Source organism: Streptomyces sp. JNUCC 63 (assembly GCF_054366325.1).
In genome coordinates this window covers 3,877,585-3,897,717 of sequence record NZ_CM135963.1, presented here as the reverse complement: position 1 = coordinate 3,897,717, position 20,133 = coordinate 3,877,585, and the positions used below count along the sequence as shown (strand labels likewise).

18 protein-coding genes, 2 tRNA genes and 1 pseudogene are annotated in these 20,133 nt (G+C 69.8%); 5 read left to right on the top strand and 16 right to left on the bottom strand.

What is annotated here, in order from left to right:
* Window positions 1-75: 75 nt before the first annotated feature.
* The 5 genes and pseudogenes from ACX25U_RS17860 to ACX25U_RS17840 all read right to left on the bottom strand — a co-directional run bounded on the left by ACX25U_RS17860 (window position 76) and on the right by ACX25U_RS17840 (window position 3,815).
* Window positions 76-849, bottom strand: a complete 774-nt coding sequence (locus tag ACX25U_RS17860) for a class E sortase (RefSeq protein ID WP_454393261.1) — start codon at window positions 847-849, stop codon at window positions 76-78.
* Window positions 850-863: 14 nt separating this feature from the next.
* Complete coding sequence (locus ACX25U_RS17855; protein ID WP_454393259.1) at window positions 864-2,015, bottom strand: class E sortase; 1,152 nt, start codon at window positions 2,013-2,015, stop codon at window positions 864-866.
* Entirely contained in the window at window positions 2,012-2,650 is a 639-nt protein-coding gene (locus ACX25U_RS17850; protein WP_454393257.1) for an aminodeoxychorismate/anthranilate synthase component II, read from the bottom strand. Before ACX25U_RS17850 ends, ACX25U_RS17855 begins: the two co-directional genes overlap by 4 nt.
* A pseudogene (locus ACX25U_RS17845) lies at window positions 2,647-2,855 on the bottom strand (hypothetical protein). The gene ACX25U_RS17850 and the pseudogene ACX25U_RS17845 overlap by 4 nt, the downstream one beginning before the upstream one ends.
* A gap of 174 nt (window positions 2,856-3,029) precedes the next feature.
* A complete protein-coding gene (locus tag ACX25U_RS17840; RefSeq protein WP_454393255.1) occupies window positions 3,030-3,815 on the bottom strand; it encodes a DUF881 domain-containing protein in 786 nt (261 codons plus the stop codon).
* 141 nt (window positions 3,816-3,956) lie between these two features.
* Between ACX25U_RS17840 and crgA the strand changes: the two genes are divergently transcribed.
* Window positions 3,957-4,211 carry a cell division protein CrgA gene (crgA, locus tag ACX25U_RS17835; protein WP_454393253.1) on the top strand — a complete coding sequence of 85 codons (255 nt, stop codon included), beginning with the start codon at window positions 3,957-3,959 and terminating at the stop codon, window positions 4,209-4,211.
* 281 nt (window positions 4,212-4,492) lie between these two features.
* Here crgA and ACX25U_RS17830 read toward each other — a convergent pair whose 3' ends face one another.
* The gene (locus tag ACX25U_RS17830; protein ID WP_454393251.1) at window positions 4,493-5,419 is read right to left on the bottom strand and encodes a rhomboid family intramembrane serine protease; all 927 of its coding nucleotides are present in this window, start codon (window positions 5,417-5,419) and stop codon (window positions 4,493-4,495) included.
* Window positions 5,420-5,548: 129 nt separating this feature from the next.
* Entirely contained in the window at window positions 5,549-6,082 is a 534-nt protein-coding gene (locus tag ACX25U_RS17825) for a peptidylprolyl isomerase (RefSeq protein ID WP_454393249.1), read from the bottom strand.
* Window positions 6,083-6,455: 373 nt separating this feature from the next.
* Between ACX25U_RS17825 and ACX25U_RS17820 the strand changes: the two genes are divergently transcribed.
* On the top strand, window positions 6,456-7,190 hold the full coding sequence (locus tag ACX25U_RS17820; protein WP_454393247.1) for a DUF5324 family protein: 735 nt from the start codon (window positions 6,456-6,458) through the stop codon (window positions 7,188-7,190).
* 123 nt (window positions 7,191-7,313) lie between these two features.
* Here ACX25U_RS17820 and ACX25U_RS17815 read toward each other — a convergent pair.
* Window positions 7,314-7,386: transfer RNA gene (locus ACX25U_RS17815), tRNA-Ala, on the bottom strand.
* 182 nt (window positions 7,387-7,568) lie between these two features.
* On the opposite strand from ACX25U_RS17815, the gene ACX25U_RS17810 reads away from it, so the two are divergent.
* Both ACX25U_RS17810 and ACX25U_RS17805 read left to right on the top strand, forming a co-directional pair.
* Window positions 7,569-8,117 (top strand): helix-turn-helix domain-containing protein, encoded by a 549-nt coding sequence (locus ACX25U_RS17810; RefSeq protein ID WP_454393245.1) that lies wholly within the window; start codon window positions 7,569-7,571, stop codon window positions 8,115-8,117.
* Between the two features lie 73 nt (window positions 8,118-8,190).
* Window positions 8,191-9,609 carry a serine/threonine-protein kinase gene (locus ACX25U_RS17805; RefSeq protein WP_454393243.1) on the top strand — a complete coding sequence of 473 codons (1,419 nt, stop codon included), beginning with the start codon at window positions 8,191-8,193 and terminating at the stop codon, window positions 9,607-9,609.
* 36 nt (window positions 9,610-9,645) lie between these two features.
* Here ACX25U_RS17805 and ACX25U_RS17800 read toward each other — a convergent pair whose 3' ends face one another.
* Complete coding sequence (locus ACX25U_RS17800) at window positions 9,646-10,908, bottom strand: hypothetical protein (protein WP_454393241.1); 1,263 nt, start codon at window positions 10,906-10,908, stop codon at window positions 9,646-9,648.
* 302 nt (window positions 10,909-11,210) lie between these two features.
* Window positions 11,211-11,339 carry a DLW-39 family protein gene (locus ACX25U_RS17795; protein WP_003999697.1) on the bottom strand — a complete coding sequence of 43 codons (129 nt, stop codon included), beginning with the start codon at window positions 11,337-11,339 and terminating at the stop codon, window positions 11,211-11,213.
* Window positions 11,340-11,676: 337 nt separating this feature from the next.
* On the opposite strand from ACX25U_RS17795, the gene ACX25U_RS17790 reads away from it, so the two are divergent.
* Window positions 11,677-12,030 carry a DUF6344 domain-containing protein gene (locus tag ACX25U_RS17790; RefSeq protein WP_454393239.1) on the top strand — a complete coding sequence of 118 codons (354 nt, stop codon included), beginning with the start codon at window positions 11,677-11,679 and terminating at the stop codon, window positions 12,028-12,030.
* 325 nt (window positions 12,031-12,355) lie between these two features.
* Here ACX25U_RS17790 and ACX25U_RS17785 read toward each other — a convergent pair.
* The 6 genes from ACX25U_RS17785 to recF all read right to left on the bottom strand — a co-directional run bounded on the left by ACX25U_RS17785 (window position 12,356) and on the right by recF (window position 20,096).
* Window positions 12,356-12,432 (bottom strand) — tRNA-Ile (locus ACX25U_RS17785).
* 124 nt (window positions 12,433-12,556) lie between these two features.
* A complete protein-coding gene (locus ACX25U_RS17780; RefSeq protein ID WP_454393237.1) occupies window positions 12,557-13,309 on the bottom strand; it encodes a DUF3566 domain-containing protein in 753 nt (250 codons plus the stop codon).
* Window positions 13,310-13,327: 18 nt separating this feature from the next.
* Window positions 13,328-15,925 (bottom strand): DNA gyrase subunit A, encoded by a 2,598-nt coding sequence (gene gyrA / locus ACX25U_RS17775; RefSeq protein WP_454393235.1) that lies wholly within the window; start codon window positions 15,923-15,925, stop codon window positions 13,328-13,330.
* Between the two features lie 42 nt (window positions 15,926-15,967).
* Window positions 15,968-18,049: a DNA topoisomerase (ATP-hydrolyzing) subunit B gene (gene gyrB / locus ACX25U_RS17770; protein ID WP_454393234.1), complete on the bottom strand. Its 2,082-nt coding sequence runs from the start codon at window positions 18,047-18,049 to the stop codon at window positions 15,968-15,970.
* 374 nt (window positions 18,050-18,423) lie between these two features.
* Window positions 18,424-18,978: a DUF721 domain-containing protein gene (locus ACX25U_RS17765; RefSeq protein ID WP_454393232.1), complete on the bottom strand. Its 555-nt coding sequence runs from the start codon at window positions 18,976-18,978 to the stop codon at window positions 18,424-18,426.
* Entirely contained in the window at window positions 18,975-20,096 is a 1,122-nt protein-coding gene (recF, locus tag ACX25U_RS17760) for a DNA replication/repair protein RecF (RefSeq protein WP_454393230.1), read from the bottom strand. Before recF ends, ACX25U_RS17765 begins: the two co-directional genes overlap by 4 nt.
* Window positions 20,097-20,133 lie beyond the last annotated feature (37 nt).

The following is a 20,133-nucleotide window of genomic DNA, read 5'->3' as shown; positions in this document are numbered from 1 at the left end:
ACCCGGCCCTGACGGCAAGAGCCCCGGCCCCCTCCTGCGAGGGGGGCTGGGGCTCCGTCGTACCGCCGCCCTACGTCACCGCAGCTCCTCCGGCGGCGTCCGCTCGCTGTCCACCTTCTCCACGCGGACCAGTTCGCCCCAGACGATGTACCGGTAGCGCGAGGTGTACACCGGGGTGCACGTCGTCAGAGTGATGTAGTGGCCGGGCTTCTTCACGCCCGACTCCTTCGGGACCGGGGAGAGGACCTCGACGTTGTACTTCGAGGTCTCCGGGAGGATGCCGTAGACCTTGTAGACGTACCACTTGTCCTTGGTCTCGAAGACGACCGGATCGCCCTTGCCCACCTTGTCGATGTTGTGGAACTTCGCACCGTGCCCGTCCCGGTGGGCGGCGAGGGAGAAGTTGCCGGTCTTGCCGGAGGTCGGGAGGGTCGCCTTGACGGGGTCGACGTAGTAGCCGGCCACGCCGCCGTTCAGGACGTTCTCCGACGTGCCCTTCTTGACCAGGATCTCGCCGTTGTGCATGGACGGCACGTGCAGGAAGCCGATGCCGTCCATGGTGTCCAGCGCGCCGGGGCCGCCGGGGGCGGACTGGGCCCACTCGTCCCGGATCTTGTGGCCCTGCTGATCGGCCTTGCGGTCCGCCAGGACGTTCGTCCACCACAGGGAGTAGACGACGAACAGGCCGAGGACCAGGCCCGCCGTGATGAGGAGTTCACCGAAGAAGCTGACGGCGAGGGCCAGCGGGCCGGGCCGTCGGCGGCGTCCCCCGGGACCGGCAGCCGACGCGTCACCGCGCCATTCGCTGCCGTCGCTGTGCTCTGCCGTGTCGTCCGTGGTCGCTGCCACTGTTCATCCGCCCTTTAACTGACGAGCGCATCCGGCTTGCCCTTGCTGCGCGGCCGTTCCTCGACCATCTTGCCCCAGACGATCAACCGGTACTTGCTGGTGAACTCCGGCGTGCAGGTGGTCAGCGTGATGTAGCGGCCGGGCTTGGTGAAACCCGAACCCTCCGGGACGGGGTCGAGGACGCTCGTGTTGGCCGGCGGCGTCACCGGCAGTATCGACGCCATCTTGTAGACGAAGTACGTGTCCTGCGTCTCCACGACGATGGCGTCGCCCGGCGAGAGCCTGTTGATGTACCGGAACGGCTCGCCGTGCGTGTTGCGGTGGCCCGCGAGCCCGAAGTTGCCCGTCCTCGCCTCCGGCATCGCCGTGTTGAGGGCGCCCTCCGCGTAGTGCCCGACCATGCCCTTGTCCAGCACCTTCGACTTGCTGATGCCCTCCGCGATCGGCACCACCACGTCCAGCTTCGGAATGTGCAGGAGGGCGAAGCCCTGCCCCGGCTCGAACGTCCCCGGGTTCCGCTTGCCGCTCGCCCAGTCGTTCTGCAACTGGTTCGCCTCACTGCCCGCCTGGGCGTGCGCCCGCACGTTCGTCCACCACAACTGGTAGGTGACGAAGAGCAGCATCACCACGCCCGTGGTGATGAACATCTCACCGATGATCCGGCTGGCGACGACCCCCGGGCTCGCCCTGCGCGCCCGTGCCTGCCGGCGCGCCTCCACCCGGGACAGCGGCGCGGACGACCGGTCCGCCGGCCTGTCCTCCTCCGGCGCCGTCCCCGCGGCGGCCCCACGACGGCCTTGACGGCGCCTGGCGGCCTTTCTGCGGGCCGCACGCCCACCCGCTGGAGGTCCAGTGACCCCCGTGGCCGAAGGCGCGCCAGGCGGCGGATCCGGGATCCGCAGCGCCATCGTCTCCTCGTCGGCGGCGGGCGGGACGGGATGCGGCACAGGCGGCGGATACGCCGTCGCCGCGTCACCGGCCGGCTCGTAGGGCACCCCCGCCGGACCCGCCTGGGGCGCCGCCGGGGCCGCGTGGGGCGCCGCGTACGGCTGTTGAGGCGCGCCTTGCGCCCCCGTGCCGTACCACTCCTCGAACGTGCCCGGCCCCCCGTACGGCTGCTGCCCGTACGAGGGGTCCGTCTCGCGCTCGGGGCGCAGCGCGGTCACGCCGTGGCCCTGCCCACCACCGGGGCCAGCCCCGCCGATCTCGCCACGGCCCCCTCGTCGCCGCACTCCACCAGCCAGTTGGCCAGCATCCGGTGCCCGTGCTCGGTCAGCACCGACTCGGGATGGAACTGCACGCCCTCGACGGGAAGTTCACGATGCCGCAGCCCCATGATGATGCCGTCGGGCGTGCGTGCCGTGACCTCCAGTTCCTCGGGCACGGTCGCGGGCTCGGCGGCCAGCGAGTGGTAGCGGGTCGCCGTGAACGGGGAGGGCAGACCGGCGAAGACGCCCCTGCCCTCGTGCTCCACCGGCGAGGTCTTGCCGTGCAGCAGCTCGGGCGCGCGGTCCACCACACCGCCGTACGCCACCTGCATCGACTGCATGCCCAGGCACACCCCGAAGACCGGAACACCGGTCGCGGCGCAGTGACGGACCATCTCCACGCAGACACCGGCCTGCTCGGGCGTGCCCGGCCCCGGCGAGAGCAGCACCCCGTCGAAGCCGTCCTGGGCGTGCGCCGTCGACACCTCGTCGTTGCGCAGCACCTCGCACTCGGCCCCCAACTGGTACAGGTACTGGACAAGGTTGAAGACGAAGCTGTCGTAGTTGTCGACGACGAGAATCCGCGCACTCACTGGTTGTCCACCGTCACATCGTTGAAGGGAAGCAGCGGTTCGGCCCACGGGAAGACGTACTGGAACAGGACGTAGACCACGGCCAGGACAAGCACCAGTGAGATCAGCGCCTTGACCCCCGCGTTCCCCGGCAGATGCCGCCAGATCCAGCCGTACATGCCGTCCCTTCCGTCTCCCACGGCACCAGACTCACGCCGTACGCCACCAGACTAACGGCGCGGCGCCCGAGGTTTCCCGGCCTCCACGGGGCTGGGTGGAGACCGCGTCCCGGACGCGTGTGCCCGGACATACGTGGCACGGGGGGCGATCACCTCAACATCGGTGGGCGCGGTTTCGCGGGGCCCGGTGCCGATGGTGATGCGGAGCCGGCCGGTGTCGCCTACTCCACGGGCTTCGCGTAGTGCAGGTCCACTGTGCCCGAGTAGCCCGGAAGAGTCACCGTCCCCTCGTCGGTGACTTTCCAGCCGAGGCCGTAGACGTTGACGTACACCATGTAGTTCTGGATCGCCGGGGAGCCGGCGAGCGCCTTGCGCAGCTTCTCCGGGTCGCCGACCGCCGTGATCTTGTACGGCGGTGAGTACACGCGGCCCTGGAGGATCAGTGTGTTGCCCACGCAGCGCACCGCGCTGGTGGAGATCAGCCGCTGGTCCATGACCTTGACGCCCTGGGCGCCGCCGTTCCACAGCGCGTTGACCACGGCCTGGAGGTCCTGCTGGTGGATCACCAGGTAGTCGGGCTGCGGCTCGGGGTAGCCGGGGAGTTTCGCGGTGGCGTCCGGCGGGGCGTCGTCGAGGGTGACCGTGATCGCCCTGCCTTTGAGCTTCTGCGTGCCCGCGCTCCTCTCCAGGCCGGTGAGCCTGTCGCCCCGGGCCTTGCCGTCGCCGTCACCGTCGTCGCGCCGGGCGAGGGACTCGATGTCGTCGCGCAGGGCGGCGTTGGACTCGTCCAGCTCCTTGTTCTTGCGGCTGCGCTCCTGGACGAGGTCGGACAGCTTCAGCAGGGACGCGTCCGTGCGGATGTTGGTGCCCTTGGCCGTGTTGAAACTGGTGAAGAAAATGAGCCCGGCGAGGGCGAAGACGGCCACGGTGAGGAGCCGCACGGGCTTCGGACGGCGCGAGCGGGCCGGGCCGTCACCCGTCGTGGGGGAGTCGGCGGAATTGCTCAACGTACCCTTATCTCCTTAGACGCCGCGGAAGCACTACGCTAACGGACGCCCGGGAGATTACTCAGTGTCCCCTTGTACGCTGCCCCGGAGTCAGCCCAGTTCCCTGCGCGGCCACGCAGCGCATCGACAGGAGAGACCCTCGTGCCGAAGTCACGTATCCGCAAGAAGGCCGACTACACCCCGCCGCCCGCCAAGCAGTCCGCGAGCATCAAGCTGGAGAACCGCAGCTGGGTGGCGCCCGTCATGCTGGCCATGTTCCTCATCGGTCTGGTCTGGATCGTCGTCTTCTATGTGACCGACGGCTCGCTGCCCATCGACGCCCTGGACAACTGGAACATCGTGGTGGGCTTCGGCTTCATCGCCGCCGGATTCGCCGTCTCCACGCAGTGGAAGTGACGCCGGCTTCCCGGCGACCCAGCTCTGCCCATGGCTGTTCGCTGAGTTATCCACAGGTCGGTGGAATGTCCACAGGGACCTGGGGAAAAGCCCCGATCTGTGGATAACCACTCCGCCGTTGACGCCTGTACGACTGTCACACCGCCCTCGGCAACCTCCCGCCCCCTTCCTGACCTGCACAAACGCAGGCGGCAGGGGGCACACGTGTTCCCACACGCTATGCACAAGATTCGCCACTGTCTGTGGACAACGGTGGTACCGCGGGGTCCCCGGCCGCGATCTCAGGTGAGCTGGGCCGTTCTGAGCAGCGTCAGCACCACGACGACCGCCAGCACCAGCGCACAGGTCCCGTACTGCACCAGGGTCCGCCGCTCGCGCGGGGCGTGGACCATCGCATACCCGATGATCGCTCCGGCGACCAGGCCGCCGATGTGGGCCTGCCAGGCGATGTTCATGCCCGGACTGAAGGTGAAGATCAGGTTGATCACCAGCAGGGCGATGATCGGCCGCATGTCGTAGTTGAGCCGGCGCATCAGCACGGCGGTGGCGCCGAACAGGCCGAAGATGGCGCCGGAGGCGCCGAGCGAGGCTTGCGTGGGGGCGGCCAGCAGATACGTCAGCGCACCGCCCGCCAGGCCGGAGACGAAGTACAGCGCGAGATAGCGCAGCCGGCCGAGGGCCGCCTCCAGGGGGCCGCCCAGCCACCACAGGCTCAGCATGTTGAAGGCGATGTGCCAGATCTCCTGGTGGGCGAACATCGAGGTCACGAGGCGGTACCACTCGCCGTCCGCGAGGCCCGCGGTGGGTGTGAACGGCGGCGGCGGCCACGCGCCGAGCAGGACGAGGTGCTCCAGGAGCGAGTCGTTGACCTGGATCGCGATGAACACCGCGACGTTGATCCCGATGAGGATCTTGGTGAGCAGGCGGGGGTCGGCGGTCACGGTGCCGCCGGCCAGGGTGCGGGGCCGGTTCGCGGCAGGTGAGTGGCCGGTGCCGGAGCCGCCCCGGACGCAGTCCGGGCACTGGAAGCCCACGGAGGCGTTCATCATGCACTCGGGGCAGATCGCCCGGTCGCAGCGGGTGCAGCGGATGCCGGTCTCGCGGTCCGGGTGGCGGTAGCAGGTGGGCAGGCGGTGGGCGTCCTGCGGGCCCTGGTCCGCCGGGCCCTGACCCGTCGGGCCCTGCGGGCTGCCTGGTGCCTGGTCCATGGGGGTCCCCTCGATTCGTCGTGGGCGGTGCGCGGCTGCGGCTCCTTCGGGCAAGGCACCGCCCCGCCCATCCTTACGGACGAGCGGGGCGATTGGTTCCCTCGGGGGGCTGCCGGGCCGAGCCCTTGGTCAGCCTTCGCGGGTCTCGACGACGACGGACTCGATGACGACGTCGTTGAGGGGGCGGTCGGTGCGCGGGTTGGTCTGCGTGGTCGCGATGGAGTCGACGACCTTCTGGCTGGCCGGGTCGGTGACCTCGCCGAAGATGGTGTGCTTGCGGTTCAACCAGGTCGTCGCGCCGACGGTGATGAAGAACTGCGAGCCGTTGGTGCCCGGGCCGGCGTTGGCCATCGCCAGCAGGTAGGGCCTGTCGAAGGAGAGGTCCGGGTGGAACTCGTCCTTGAACTGGTAGCCGGGACCGCCGGTGCCGTTGCCCAGCGGGTCACCGCCTTGGATCATGAAACCGCTGATCACCCGGTGGAAGACCGTGCCGTCGTAGAGCTTCGCCGTGGATTTCTCGCCGGTGGCGGGGTGGGTCCACTCTCGCTCGCCCTTGGCGAGCTCGACAAAGTTCCGGACCGTCTCGGGAGCGTGGTTCGGCAGGAGCCGGACCGCGATGTCGCCGTGGTTGGTCTTCAGGGTGGCGTAGAGCTGCTCAGCCACGATCTGCCTTCCGTTGTCTTCCTGTGACTCCCCGATCCTCGCACGGCCTGTGTCGTGCGTCGTCCGGCGGCGGTTTCTGAGCGGACATCCGCCGGATCCGGTTGCGCGATACCCGGCCGGTCCTCCCGGGTCGGGAGCGCGGCGCGACAATCCGTGGCATTGTCGACGACAAGCCCCCGTTGTTCCGTATTCATCCGCTATCACACGTGATCGTCTCGCGGCGGGCTCCAGACCGGAAGGACCGCTGTGGTCGCCGGAGTCATGGCCCGTGACCCGGATGCCCGTCATCACATGCCCCCGGGCGCGTGGACATGCATGATCCGTAAAAGGGTGGAAAGTCGAAATACCGTACGCCACCGAGGAGGAGGAACCCGTGACCCGCATCGACAGCGTGCGCGCCGCGACCGGCTCGGCGAAGGACAGCGTGCTGCACGCCGCGGAAGTGGTGGCGCCCTACGCCGACACGGCCAAGGAGAGGGCCGCGCACTACGCACACGAGGCACGCGTACGGCTCGCGCCGAAGGTGTCGCTGGCCGCCGACCAGGCCCGCGTCCAGTACGGCGCCCATGTCGCACCCCGGCTGGAGCAGGCCCGTACGCAGGCCGTGGTCTATGGCGCGCAGGCCAAGGCCCATGTACCGCCGAAGGTCGACCTGGCCGCCCAGCAGGCGGCCGAACGGACGCGTAGGGCCGCCCGGCAGGCCGCCGAGTACTCCCGGCCGAGGATCGAGCAGGCGAGGGCCGCGGCGGGGCCTGTCGCGGACGAGGCCGCCGCACGCGGTGCCGCCGCGCTGGTCGCGCTGCGCGGTCAGGTCCCGGCGCGGAAGATCCAGAAGCTGGCCCGCAAGCAGCAGCGGCGGGGCCGGGCGGGCCGTGCCGCGAAGATGTTCGCGGTGGTGGGCGTGCTCGCCGGTGGCGCCTTCGCCGCCTGGAAGTGGTGGGACAAGCAGGCCAACCCCGACTGGCTGGTGGAACCGCCGGCCGCCACGGAGGTGCCCGAGTCGGATGGGCTGACCTCGGTGGACGGCAGCGGCCAGTCCGTACTGGACCCGGAGGTGCAGGCGAAGCAGGCCGAGGAGGAGGTGGCGGACCGCGACGAACGCGGCTGACCACCTCCCGGTGGCGCGGCCATCGGCCGGCGTGGCACGAAGAAGCTCCCCTGATCCGTTTCCCGGATCAGGGGAGCTTCTTTTTCGCGTCCACGTCCATGCCCACGGCCGTGTCCGTGTCCGTGGAGCCTAGGGGAGTCGAACCCCTGACATCTGCCATGCAAAGACAGCGCTCTACCAACTGAGCTAAGGCCCCGGAAGAGGAGCATCCGGCCGGAGAACGGGCTGCCGGTCGGGTGCCGCAGACCAGAGTACCGGGTCACCCCCCGGATCTCGCAAAAAGATTGGGGGTCCCCGTGGCCGACCACTCTCCGTAAGATGCTCGGCGTGGTTCGCTACAGCGAACCGCCGTACTCGGGGAAGCGATGGGGAGACGCAATGGACGCCGCACAGCAGGAAGCCACCGCAAGAGCGCGGGAACTGCAGCGGAACTGGTACGGGGAGCCGTTGGGGGCGCTCTTCCGTAAGCTCATAGACGATCTCGGGCTCAACCAGGCCCGGCTGGCGGGGGTACTGGGACTGTCCGCGCCGATGCTGTCGCAGCTGATGAGCGGCCAGCGCGCGAAGATCGGCAATCCGGCGGTGGTCCAGCGGGTGCAGCTGCTGCAGGAGCTGGCGGGGCAGGTGGCGGACGGCAGCGTCAGCGCGGCCGAGGCCACCGAGCGCATGGAGGAGATCAAGCGGTCGCAGGGGGGCTCGGTGCTCAGCAACACCACGCAGTCGACGATCAGTTCGGGAGCACCGACGGTCAAGCGGGTGGTCCGCGAGATCCAGTCGCTGCTGCGCTCGGTCGCGGCGGCCGGTGACATCATCGACGCGGCGAACGCCCTGGCCCCGACCCACCCCGAACTGGCGGAGTTCCTCCGGGTGTACGGCGCGGGCCGCACCTCGGACGCGGTCGCGCACTACCAGGCCCACCAGAACTGACCCGGCGGGGGCCGTATCGCCCCGTCGAGGAGGACGAGGGGAGTGGCCGCAGGGGGAGGAGCGACGCACAGCCATGGGTGAGGTCTTCGCCGGCCGGTACGAGCTGGCCGACCCGATCGGACGCGGTGGAGTGGGCGCGGTCTGGCGTGCCTGGGACCACCGGCGCCGCAGGTATGTGGCCGCCAAGGTCCTGCAGCAGCGCGACGCGCACTCCCTGCTGCGCTTCGTGCGGGAGCAGGCGCTGCGGATCGACCACCCCCATGTGCTCGCACCGGCCAGCTGGGCCGCCGACGACGACAAGGTCCTGTTCACCATGGACCTGGTGGCCGGCGGCTCTCTGGCCCATCTGGTCGGGGACTACGGCCCGCTGCCCCCGGCGTTCGTCCGCACCCTGCTCGACCAGTTGCTGTCGGGGCTCGCCGCGGTGCACGCGGAGGGGGTCGTGCACCGCGACATCAAGCCCGCCAACGTGCTGCTGGAGGCGACCGGGACGGGTCGGCCCAGGCTGCGGCTGTCGGACTTCGGCATCGCGATGCGGCTGGGCGAACCGCGGCTGACGGAGACCGACCTGGTGGTGGGGACGCCGGGTTACCTCGCACCCGAGCAGATGATGGGCGCCGAACCGGACTTCCCCGCCGACCTGTTCGCCACCGGCCTGGTCGCCCTCTATCTGCTGCAGGGCGCCAAGCCCGACGCCAAGGCGCTCGTGGAGTACTTCGCGGAGCACGGGACGCCGAGTGCGCCCAAGGGCGTGCCCGAGCCGCTGTGGCAGGTCGTGGCCGCGCTGCTGCAGCCGGACCCGCAGGCCCGGTTCCGTACGGCGACGGGGGCGCGCAAGGCCCTCGTCGCGTGCGCCGAGCTTCTGCCGGAGCCGGGTCCCGACGACGAGCTGGTCGAGATCTTCGACCAACTCGGGCCGCTGCCACCGGGGTTCGGCCCGGAGGGTCCGCTCAGGCGGAGCCCGGGGGTGGCGGTCGGGCACGGTGCGGCGGCTGGGTCCGCCGATGCGTCGGACGGCGCCGTCGTACCGGATCGGCCCGGCACCGGGGCTGCCGCCGCCGGCTCCGCGGACTCAGGCACCGGTTCCGTCGCGTCGGACCCGCGGCTCGCTCCCCGGCAGGGGACCGGGTCGGCGCCGGAGCCGGACGGCAGCGGCTCGCCTGCCGGTCCGGCCCAGCCCTCCACGCTGTCGGACACCGGCAGCTTCCACCTGCCGCCGCCGCAGGCCGTTCCGCCCGTGCCGGCCGCCCCTCCGGTCCAGGCCTTACCGCCCTCCGGCGGCGTGCCGCTCGAGCCCGTGGGCCGTGCTGATGTCTCCACCGCCTCGTACACCGCTCAGGATCCGCAGGTTCCCGTTCCGGCTCAGGGAATCTCGCGCCACCGCGCCGTACGTCCTCGCCGTCCCGGCCCGCCCGCCAGGGTGGCGGTCCCCCTGCTGCTGCTCGCGCTGGCCTGCTATGCCGTGGGTTTCTGGGCGCTGACCCGTTCGTGAGGCCTCCGGGGCCGGGTTCGATCCCCTGCCCGCGCCCTACGACGAGGGGCCCGTCCTGCGCCGGGCGGCCACCGTCCACACCCCGAGGACGGCCAGCAGGACGGTCCCCGCGCCGATCCCGCCGACGGCGAGCGCCCGCAGCGCCACCGTGCCGCCCGCGGCCCCGGCCGGTGTCGCCGCCACCCGGTCCTGGGCGGTGACTTCGAAGAGCTGCCCGGGTTCGGACCGGCCCGCGTAGCCCGGTCCGGGCCGTGCCGTGCCGTCCACCCGCACGCGCAGGGTCAGGCCGTAGGGCCCCTCGCCGAACCGTTCGGCGGTCTGGGCGGCGAGGTGCACGACCAGGTAGTGGAAGCCGGCGAACCGCAGGCTCTTCACCCGGTCGGCGAAGCCGTAACGGTTGGCGTGGGCGACGGGCGGCAGGGGCGCGAGGCCGGCCGAGGTCTGCCGTCCGCTGTAACCGGCGTACGCCTCCTCCACTTGCCCGCGCACCGGGTTGTACAGCGACAGTGTCAGCGCGCCGCTCACGTAGCCGCTGCCGCTGCTCGAACTGCCCAGTTCGGCGGTGGCGTTCGGCTGTTGTCCCCAGTCGACCGGCACCCTGTAGAAGAGGGTCTGGCCGGGCCGTATCCGGGTTCGCCAGGCCCCTGGTCCGATCGCGCTCGCCTTGGCGAATCCGGCGCCGCCCGCGCGTTCCACCGCCTGGCCGGTGACCGGCTCGGGCGAGGCGGAGTTCCACGACTCGGGCGCTCTTGTCGCTCCGGTGTGTCTCAGGGGCGGCTCCGAGAACGCGGCGAGTTCGAGGGGCCAGGTGTCGGACGAGGAGCCGTCGGCACCGATGCGTTCGATCAGCACGTAGTACGTGCCGGCTCCCTGGCACAGCGTGTGGCCCGGGGATGCGTCGCGCACCCCCCAGGCGGCGATGGGATGCGGGCTGCGGCTCGCGCCGAAGCGGGCGGCATGGAAGGAGCAGGAGGTGCCGTGGGCGTCCTGCACCGAGAGCCTGAGACCGTCGGTGGCGGCGACCGTGGTGCCGGCCGCGGGCACCGCCGTGGCGGAGACGTACACGGCGGAGGTGGCGTCGAGGTCGAGGCGGTAGGAGAGCTTGCCGTCCCTCGGCAGGGAGCTTTTGTAGGTACGGCCGGGCTCGAGGCGTCCGGCGTCCGTGGTGCTCGTCGCCCCGGCGACGGACGGGACGCCGTCGGCGAAGGCGTACGGCCCCGGTGTCCCGGCCGCGAACGCGCTCGGCCCGGGGGCGGCCGCCGCCAGGGACAGCGCCGCCACGGCGACGGCCAGGCGCACGGCGGGGTTGTGCGGGGGCCGACGACCGCGCCGGAGGCGCCCCGCCCTCGTCCGCCGGTCCGCTCCGCCCCGTTCCATGCCGCGCCACCCCTCGCGTCTCGTCGCTCCGGACGTCGCCCATCCTGCCCCGCGGGCCACTGGGCCGTCCGCGCGTTCCGTACGAGCGTCCGAAACGTCCGCCTCCGGGAGCGAGCCCTAACCCACGGGACGCGCCCGCGCAACAGGAGGCCGGGCCCGCGGGCCCCGCACAAAACCCCGACCGCTCGGGCGGTCGGGGTCTGTTCAGTATCGGATGTCGGTGCTCAGGAACCCGTGGGCACGGAGTCAGTCGCCTCCGTCCACAGATCCTGCTCGGCGCGATCCGCCTGGATCTGGCGGTACACGAGGAGCCCGCCGATGGCGGCCAGTGCGACCAGGAGAAGCTTCTTCACCGCGCGACCTCGTCTTTCCTTGACGTAGGGGACCTCTGGCGCCCGACTATACACACCGACCGATACCGATCGGTGACCTGCGTCGGCGCTCAACTGCCGGGTACGCGAGCGCAGTGGACGCGGGCGAAATCACCTGGACCGGAGGGTGGTCATACCCGCACGGACGGTGACTTCGACCGCCATCCTCCCTCCTTGGCAGCTTTTCGCCGCTCATGCGCCCATCCGAGTGGTGTTCATCCGAAGATCGCGGCGCCACGGGCGTCGGTCCACCACTTCGCGGCCCTCATACACATCATGAGCAAAGTACGCAAATCGCCCAACCCGAAAGTGAGGGGACATGGACCAGCACAAGGTCATGAAGCTGTGGACCGCCATCGTCACTGCCTTCCTCGCGCTGTGCACGGCGCTCGGACTCATCACCACGACCGCCTCCGCCGCCGCGGCCGCGGAGCAGCCCGAGACGACGCCCAAGAGCACCGCACCGGTGCCGGCCCAGCCGACGTCACCCTGGTCCAGAATGCATGCCCGGTCCCTGCCCCCCACGATGAAACAGCGCATCCGCGCCGAGGCCCACGGCAAGACGCCCGCCTGCCGCCACCACCCGACGGCCGACGCCCCTTCCCTCACCGCCGATCCCCAGTGCGTCCCCGCCGCCCCACCTGCCCGGCCCACCATCCCCCTGCAACGCTGACAGCACCGCACCGGCCCCACCGGTGCCCCCACCCGCACCCATGACACAACGGCGACATTGCGTACAGCACCAGCCGCACCCCCACAGATCCCCGGTCACCACCGACCGGGGATCTTCGCGTTCCCGCCCCTGGTCTCCCTCGGCCCCCTGCGATCCGGGGCTTTCCGCGTTGCCGGCCGTGTCCCCCACGCCTGCGCGTCTGCGCCCGCTGAGCACCTGCCGATGCCTGCCGGTGTCAGCCACGGATGCCGAAGGACGAGGAAGGACGGGGAAGGACGGGGAAGACAGAAGACCCCCGGTCCCAATCGGCCGGGGGTCTTTTCACTGGTGGGGCTAACAGGATTTGAACCTGTGGCCTCATCCTTATCAGGGATGCGCTCTAACCAACTGAGCTATAGCCCCGCCGCGCTCTGCGGTATGTGTCCCGCGCGCTGACTCCTGAAGATTAGCGCACGAGGGGGGCAGTCCCAAAATCGGTTGCCGCGGTACCGTCAGCGGACGTTCGCGAGGCGCGTCGAGCCTCGCGTCACTCGTCCTCGGCCAGCGTCAGCTCGATGCCGCCGACGAAGCCCGCGGAGAGGTTGTAGATGAACGCCCCGAGGGTCGCGAGGGCCGTGGCGAGGACCACGTCGATGACGGCGATGATCGTCGCGAACATCAGGACGTTCGGGAGGGACAGGAAGGACTGCAGATCGAAGCCGTTCGACTCGTTCGAGCCGGTGGCCTCGGAGATCGTCCCGCCGACCGTGGAGAACACGCCCATCGCGTCCACGACCATCCACAGCACGGCGGACGCCACGATGGTGCAGATGCCCAGCGCGATGGAGAGCATGAAGCTGACCTTCATCACCGACCACGGGTCGGCCTTGGCCACGCGCAGCCGGGCCTTGCGGGTGCGCGGCACGGTACGCGCGCCCGTGCGCGGCCGGCGCACCGCGCCCGCGGACACCTCGGCAGACGAGTAGGCCTGCGGCGGGTGGTACGGCCCCGAGGGCTGCTGCGGCTGCCGCTCCCCCGGCAGCGGAGAGCCCGCCGCCTGCTGCGGGGCCCCCGGGCCCGCCTGCTGTCCGGCCGCGGCCTGGGTCTGCTGGGTCTGCGAGCCTCGGGCGTCCGTCACCGTTGCCCCCTGGGATCCGTGCGAGTCGGTCGCGGGCGACTTGATCGCCTGCAGGTTGGTCGTGTGCGTGTCCATCGCACGCGCGGCGGAGCCACGGCCGCCGCCGTTCGTTTCCGTACCGGTGGAGGTACCGGACGATCCGGCGCCCGTGGCTCCGCTCACGATGACTCTCTCCTCGTGCTACTCGGCCGAGGGCGCCTCACCCTCGTCCGTGCCGGTGGTCTCGGCACCCTCGGCGGTCTCGTCCACGGCCACGTCGCCGTCGACTTCCTCCGCCTCGCGCCCCGCCTCGGCGTTACGTGCGATACCGACGACGGCATCGCGCTTGCCCAGGTTGATCAGTTGGACGCCCATGGTGTCACGGCCCGTCTCCCTGACCTCGTTGACCCGCGTACGAATCACACCGCCAGAGAGCGTGATGGCGAGGATCTCGTCGCTCTCCTCGACAATCAGCGCGCCCACGAGCGAACCGCGGTCCTCCACGATCTTGGCGGCCTTGATGCCGAGGCCGCCACGGCCCTGGACGCGGTACTCGTCGACTCGGGTCCGCTTGGCGTACCCACCATCAGTGGCAGTGAACACGAACGTACCGGGTCGAACAACATTCATCGAGAGCAGTTCGTCGCTCTCGCGGAAACTCATGCCCTTGACACCCGAGGTGGCACGGCCCATGGGACGCAGGGTGGCGTCCGAGGCGGTGAACCTGATCGACTGCGCCTTCTTGCTGATCAGCAGCAGATCGTCCTCGGCCGAGACGAGTTCGGCTCCGATCAGTTCGTCGTCGGATCCGTCCTCCTGCGCGCGCAGGTTGATCGCGATGACACCACCGGAGCGAGGCGAATCGTAATCCTTCAGAGGCGTCTTCTTGACCAGGCCGGCCTTGGTGGCCAGCACAAGGTACGGCGCGGCCTCGTAGTCGCGGATCGCGAGGATCTGGGCGATCCTCTCGTCCGGTTGGAAGGCCAGCAGGTTCGCCACGTGCTGCCCGCGCGCGTCCCGGCCGGCGTCCGGGAGCTCGTACGCCTTCGCCCGGTACACCCGGCCCTTGTTGGTGAAGAACAGCAGCCAGTGGTGCGTGGTGGAGACGAAGAAGTGGTCGACGATGTCGTCCTCCTTCAGCTTCGTCCCGCGCACGCCCTTGCCGCCGCGCTTCTGGGCACGGTAGTCGTCGGTCTTGGTGCGCTTGATGTAGCCGCCGCGGGTGACCGTGACGACGATGTCCTCCTCGGCGATCAGGTCCTCGATGGACATGTCGCCCTCGTACGGGATCAGCTTGGTCTGCCGGTCGTCGCCGTACTTCTCGACGATCGCGGCCAGCTCCGCGCTGACGATCCCGCGCTGACGGACCGGTGAGGCCAGGATCTCGTTGTACTCGCTGATCCTCGCCTGCAGTTCGTCGTGCTCCTGGACGATCTTCTGGCGCTCCAGGGCGGCCAGTCGCCGCAGCTGCATCTCGAGGATGGCGTTGGCCTGGATGTCGTCGATCTCCAGCAGGCTCATCAGGCCCTCGCGCGCGACCTCGACGGTCGCACTGCGCCGGATCAGCGCGATGACCTCGTCGATGGCGTCCAGGGCCTTCAGCAGACCGCGCAGGATGTGCGCCCGCTCCTCGGCCTTGCGCAGCCTGAAGCGCGTACGGCGGACGATGACCTCGATCTGGTGCGTCACCCAGTGGCGGATGAACGCGTCCAGCGACAGCGTGCGCGGCACGCCGTCGACCAGCGCCAGCATGTTGGCGCCGAAGTTCGTCTGCAGGTCGGTGTGCTTGTACAGGTTGTTCAGGACGACCTTGGCGACCGCGTCCCGCTTCAGCACGATGACCAGGCGCTGGCCCGTACGGGAACTCGTCTCGTCGCGGACGTCGGCGATGCCGCCGATCTTGCCGTCCTTCACCAGGTCGGCGATCTTCTGCGCGAGGTTGTCCGGGTTGACCTGGTACGGCAGCTCCGTGACCACCAGGCACTGGCGGTTCTGGATCTCCTCCACCTCGACCACCGCGCGCATGGTGATCGAGCCGCGGCCGGTGCGGTACGCCTCCTCGATGCCCTTGCGTCCGACGACGAGCGCGCCGGTGGGGAAGTCCGGGCCCTTGATGCGCTCGATGAGCGCCTCCAGAAGCTCCTCGTGGGAGGCGTCCGGGTTCTCCAGGTACCACTGGGCGCCGGCGGCGACCTCGCGCAGGTTGTGCGGCGGGATGTTGGTCGCCATGCCGACCGCGATCCCGGCCGAGCCGTTGATCAGCAGGTTCGGGAAGCGGGACGGCAGGACGGTCGGCTCCTGGGAGCGGCCGTCGTAGTTGTCCATGAAGTCGACGGTTTCCTCGTCGATGTCACGGACCATCTCCATCGACAGCGGCGCCATCTTGCACTCGGTGTAGCGCATGGCCGCCGCCGGGTCGTTGCCCGGCGAGCCGAAGTTGCCGTTGGAGTCCACCAGCGGCATCCGCATCGACCACGGCTGCGCCAGGCGCACCAGGGCGTCGTAGATCGAGGAGTCGCCGTGCGGGTGGTAGCTGCCCATGACGTCGCCGACGACACGGGCGCACTTGTAGAAGCCGCGCTCGGGGCGGTACCCGCCGTCGTACATGGCGTACAGCACGCGGCGGTGGACGGGCTTGAGACCGTCCCTGACGTCCGGCAGCGCACGCGAGACGATGACGGACATCGCGTAGTCGAGGTAGGAGCGCTGCATCTCCGTCTCGAGCCCGACGGGCTCGATGCGCAGCACGGTCTCGCCGCCCTCTTCTTCAGGCGTCACGGGGGTGTTCTCGTCGGCCATTGCTGGTGGGAATCCTTCCTGGTGCGGTCAGCTGAGACCGACTCAGATGTCGAGGAAGCGGACGTCCTTGGCGTTGCGCTGGATGAACTGCCGGCGGGCCTCGACGTCCTCGCCCATCAGGACCGAGAACAGGTCGTCGGCCTGGGCGGCGTCGTCGAGGGTGACCTGACCGAGGACACGGTGGTCGACGTCCATGGTGGTCACGCGCAGCTCCTCGGCGTTCATCTCGCCAAGGCCCTTGAAGCGCTGGATCGAGTCCTCCCTGACGCGCTTGCCGCGCTGGCGGCCCATCTCGATCAGCGCGTCGCGCTCACGGTCGGAGTACGCGTACTCGATGTCCTCCCGGCCCCACTTGATCTTGTACAGCGGGGGACGGGACAGGAACACGTGCCCGGCCTCGACCAGCGGCCGCATGAAGCGGAACAGGAAGGTCAGCAGCAGCGTGTTGATGTGCTGGCCGTCCACGTCGGCGTCCGCCATCAGAATGATCTTGTGGTAGCGGAGCTTGTCGATGTCGAAGTCCTCGTGCACACCCGTGCCGAACGCGGAGATCAGTGCCTGGATCTCCTGGTTCTGCAGGATCTTGTCCAGGCGCGCCTTCTCCACGTTGAGGATCTTGCCGCGGATCGGGAGGATCGCCTGGTACTCCGGGTTGCGGCCGGACTTGGCCGAACCGCCGGCGGAGTCGCCCTCGACGATGAAGATCTCGCACTTGGTGGGGTCGTTCGACTGACAGTCCGACAGCTTGCCGGGCAGGGAAGCGGACTCCAGCAGGCCCTTTCGGCGGGTCAGGTCGCGCGCCTTGCGGGCCGCCACGCGCGCGGTGGCCGCCTGGATGCCCTTGCGGACGATGTCCGCGGACTCGTTCGGGTTGCGGTCCAGCCAATCGGCCAGGTGCTCGTAGACGATCTTCTGAACGAAGGTCTTCGCCTCGGTGTTGCCCAACTTGGTCTTGGTCTGGCCCTCGAACTGCGGCTCACCCAGTTTGACCGAGATGATCGCGGTCAGACCCTCGCGGATGTCGTCACCGGTGAGGTTGTCGTCCTTGTCGCGCAGCAGCTTCTTGTCGCGCGCGTACTTGTTGATCAGCGACGTCAGCGCGGCCCGGAAGCCCTCCTCGTGCGTACCGCCCTCGTGGGTGTGGATGGTGTTCGCGAAGGAGTACACGCCCTCGCTGTAACCAGCGTTCCACTGCATCGCGACCTCGACGGACAGGAGCTTCTCCTTGTCCTCGGACTCGATGTCGATCACGGAGGGATGCACCACGTCTCCCTTGCGGGAGTTGAGGTACTTCACGAAATCGACGATGCCGCCGTCGTAGCGATACGTGACGGCCTTGACCTCGTCCTTCTCGTCCGCGCCCGCCTCGTCCGCGCCGGAGGTGGCCTTCGCCGACTCCCGCTCGTCGGTCAGCCTGATCCTCAGCCCCTTGTTGAGGAACGCCATCTCCTGGAAGCGCCGCGACAGCGTCTCGAAGGAGTAGTCGGTGGTCTCGAAGATGTCCGGGTCGGCCCAGAACGTGACCGACGTGCCGGTTTCGTCCGTCTCCTCGTGCCGGGCCAGCGGCGCCGTCGGGACGCCCATCTTGTATTCCTGCGTCCAGCGGTAGCCGTCCCGCTTGATGTCGACGGACACCTTGCTGGACAGGGCGTTCACGACGGAGACGCCGACGCCGTGCAGACCGCCGGAGACGGCGTACCCGCCGCCGCCGAACTTGCCGCCCGCGTGCAGGACGGTCAGCACGACCTCGACGGCCGGCCTGTTCTCCGAGGGAACGATGTCCACCGGGATGCCACGGCCGTTGTCGACGACACGCACGCCGCCGTCGGACAGGATCGTCACGTCGATGGTGTCCGCGTACCCGGCCAGCGCCTCGTCGACGGAGTTGTCGACCACCTCGTACACGAGGTGATGCAGACCACGCTCACCGGTCGAACCGATGTACATACCGGGTCGCTTGCGGACCGCGTCCAGGCCCTCGAGGACGGTGATCGCGCTGGCGTCGTAGGAGGCCGTGGCCTCACCGTTCGAGGAGACGGCACCGTTCACGTCGGCGTCGGTGGACGGGATGTTCTCGTTGGGGTTGCCGGAATCGGCCACGAAGCGCCCTTTCTGGCACAGCACGAGCCAGGCTCGTCGGCGGGTTGCCGGAGCGGCTGCGGCATGTTGCGTTGATAAGCCTTGATCAGCGTTGCTCAGCTTTTCCCGGACGGTCCCCACGTTCGGGGCGGGATTGTCTTCCAGTCTACCGGTAGCGCAGACAGTGATGGGTGTTTGCCGGTACCTGAGTACGCATGTGGCGCCCTGAACCGGTCTTGGCCGGACCCCGATATACACAAGGGGGCTCCAAGGGGCTCACAGCGGCACTCAGCGCTTCCGGGCGTCAACCCTTCGCTACCCCCCGGTCAGGTCGGGATTCGCAAGAGCGTGCGGTTGTACGACGAGCGGCCACCACGGCCCACCGCACGACCCCTCATGAACCCGCTGTGTGAGGTCTGTCACCCATAGGTGTCACCGGGGCCCCTGCTGCCCGGCGCCCGCAGCGGGCCGTACCCACGGCCACCCCCGCCAGGCCCGAATACCTTGATCATCCGAACCGCGCCATGCCCGAGATCCTCGTTCAGCCGGGCCACCAGCGTCGGAGCCAGCAGACGCAGGTTCGTCGCCCACGCGGTCGAATCGCAGCGCACCGTCAGCACCCGCTCGACCTCGTCGTACCGCTCCGGCACACAGTGCTTGGCCACATCCGAACCCACGATCTGCGGCCAGCGCCCCATCACACCGCCCACCGCGGCCGGCGTCTCCCAACCGCGCTCCGTGATCAACCGGTTGATCGCCGCGCCGAGCGCCATCGGATCACGGCCGTCGGCGCGCGCGCCGGAGCGCAGACCACCACGCCGCGCCTGCTTCCTCTGCTGCACCGCGTCCCCACGCGCGCGTGCCGCCTCCTTCGCCGCGCGCAGCGCCACGCGCGCGAGGTCCACGCCGGACGGCTCGGCCGCCTTCCTGGGACTGTCGCGAGGGGCGGGGGCGGGATCCTGCTCGGTGCTCATACGCGCTCCACCGCCCCGTCCGACACGGCGAACCGCGTCCCCGCCAGCACGTGCGGCACGTCGTCGTCCACCGCGGCCGTCACCAGGACCTGCTCACCGGGCGCGACCAGCTCGGCCAGCCGCTCACGGCGCCGCGTGTCCAGTTCGGCGAAGACGTCGTCGAGGATCAGCACCGGCTCATTGCCCTCCGCCCGCAACAGGTCGTACGACGCCAGACGCAACGCCAGCGCATACGACCAGGACTCCCCGTGGGAGGCGTACCCCTTGGCGGGCAGCTGACCGAGCTTGAGCACCACATCGTCCCGATGCGGCCCCACGAGCGTCACACCCCGCTCGATCTCCTGCTTGCGGACCTCGGCGAGCGCGGTCATCAGCTGCGCGAAGAGCTCCTCCCGCGCGCGTGCCTCACCGGGCGCGGACGGCCTGTACTCCAGCGCCAGCGGGCCACCGCCCGGAGCCAGCTGCTCATACGCCTTGTCGGCCAGCGGCTGCAGCACGGCCACCAGGTCCAGGCGCTGGGCCAGCAGCTCCGCACCCGCGCGCGCGAGATGCTGGTCCCACACATCCAGCGTGGACAGGTCCATCGAGCGGCCGCCGTGCCGACGCGCCAGCGCGGCCGACTTCAGCAGCGTGTTGCGCTGCTTGAGCACCCGCTCGTAGTCCGAGCGCACCCCCGCCATCCGCGGGGAGCGCGCGGTGACCAGCTCGTCCAGGAAACGCCGCCGCTCCCCCGGATCACCCTTGACCAGAGCCAGGTCCTCGGGCGCGAACAGCACGGTCCGTACGATCCCCAGCACGTCCCGCGGCCTCACCTGCGAGGACCGGTTGATGCGGGCCCGGTTGGCCCGGCCGGGGTTCAGCTCCAGCTCGACCAGTTGCTGCCGCTCGCCCTGCTTGACCTGCGCCCGGATCACCGCCCGCTCGGCGCCCATACGGACCAGAGGTGCGTCGGAGGCGACGCGGTGACTGCCGAGCGTGGCGAGATAGCCGATCGCCTCGACGAGGTTCGTCTTGCCCTGGCCGTTCGGGCCGACGAACGCCGTGACGCCCGGGTCGAGCCGCACCTCGGCCCGGGCGTACGAACGGAAGTCGGCCAGCGACAGATGCGTGACGTGCATGGTCGTACGCCGACCTCCCCCGGCGTTGTGGACCACT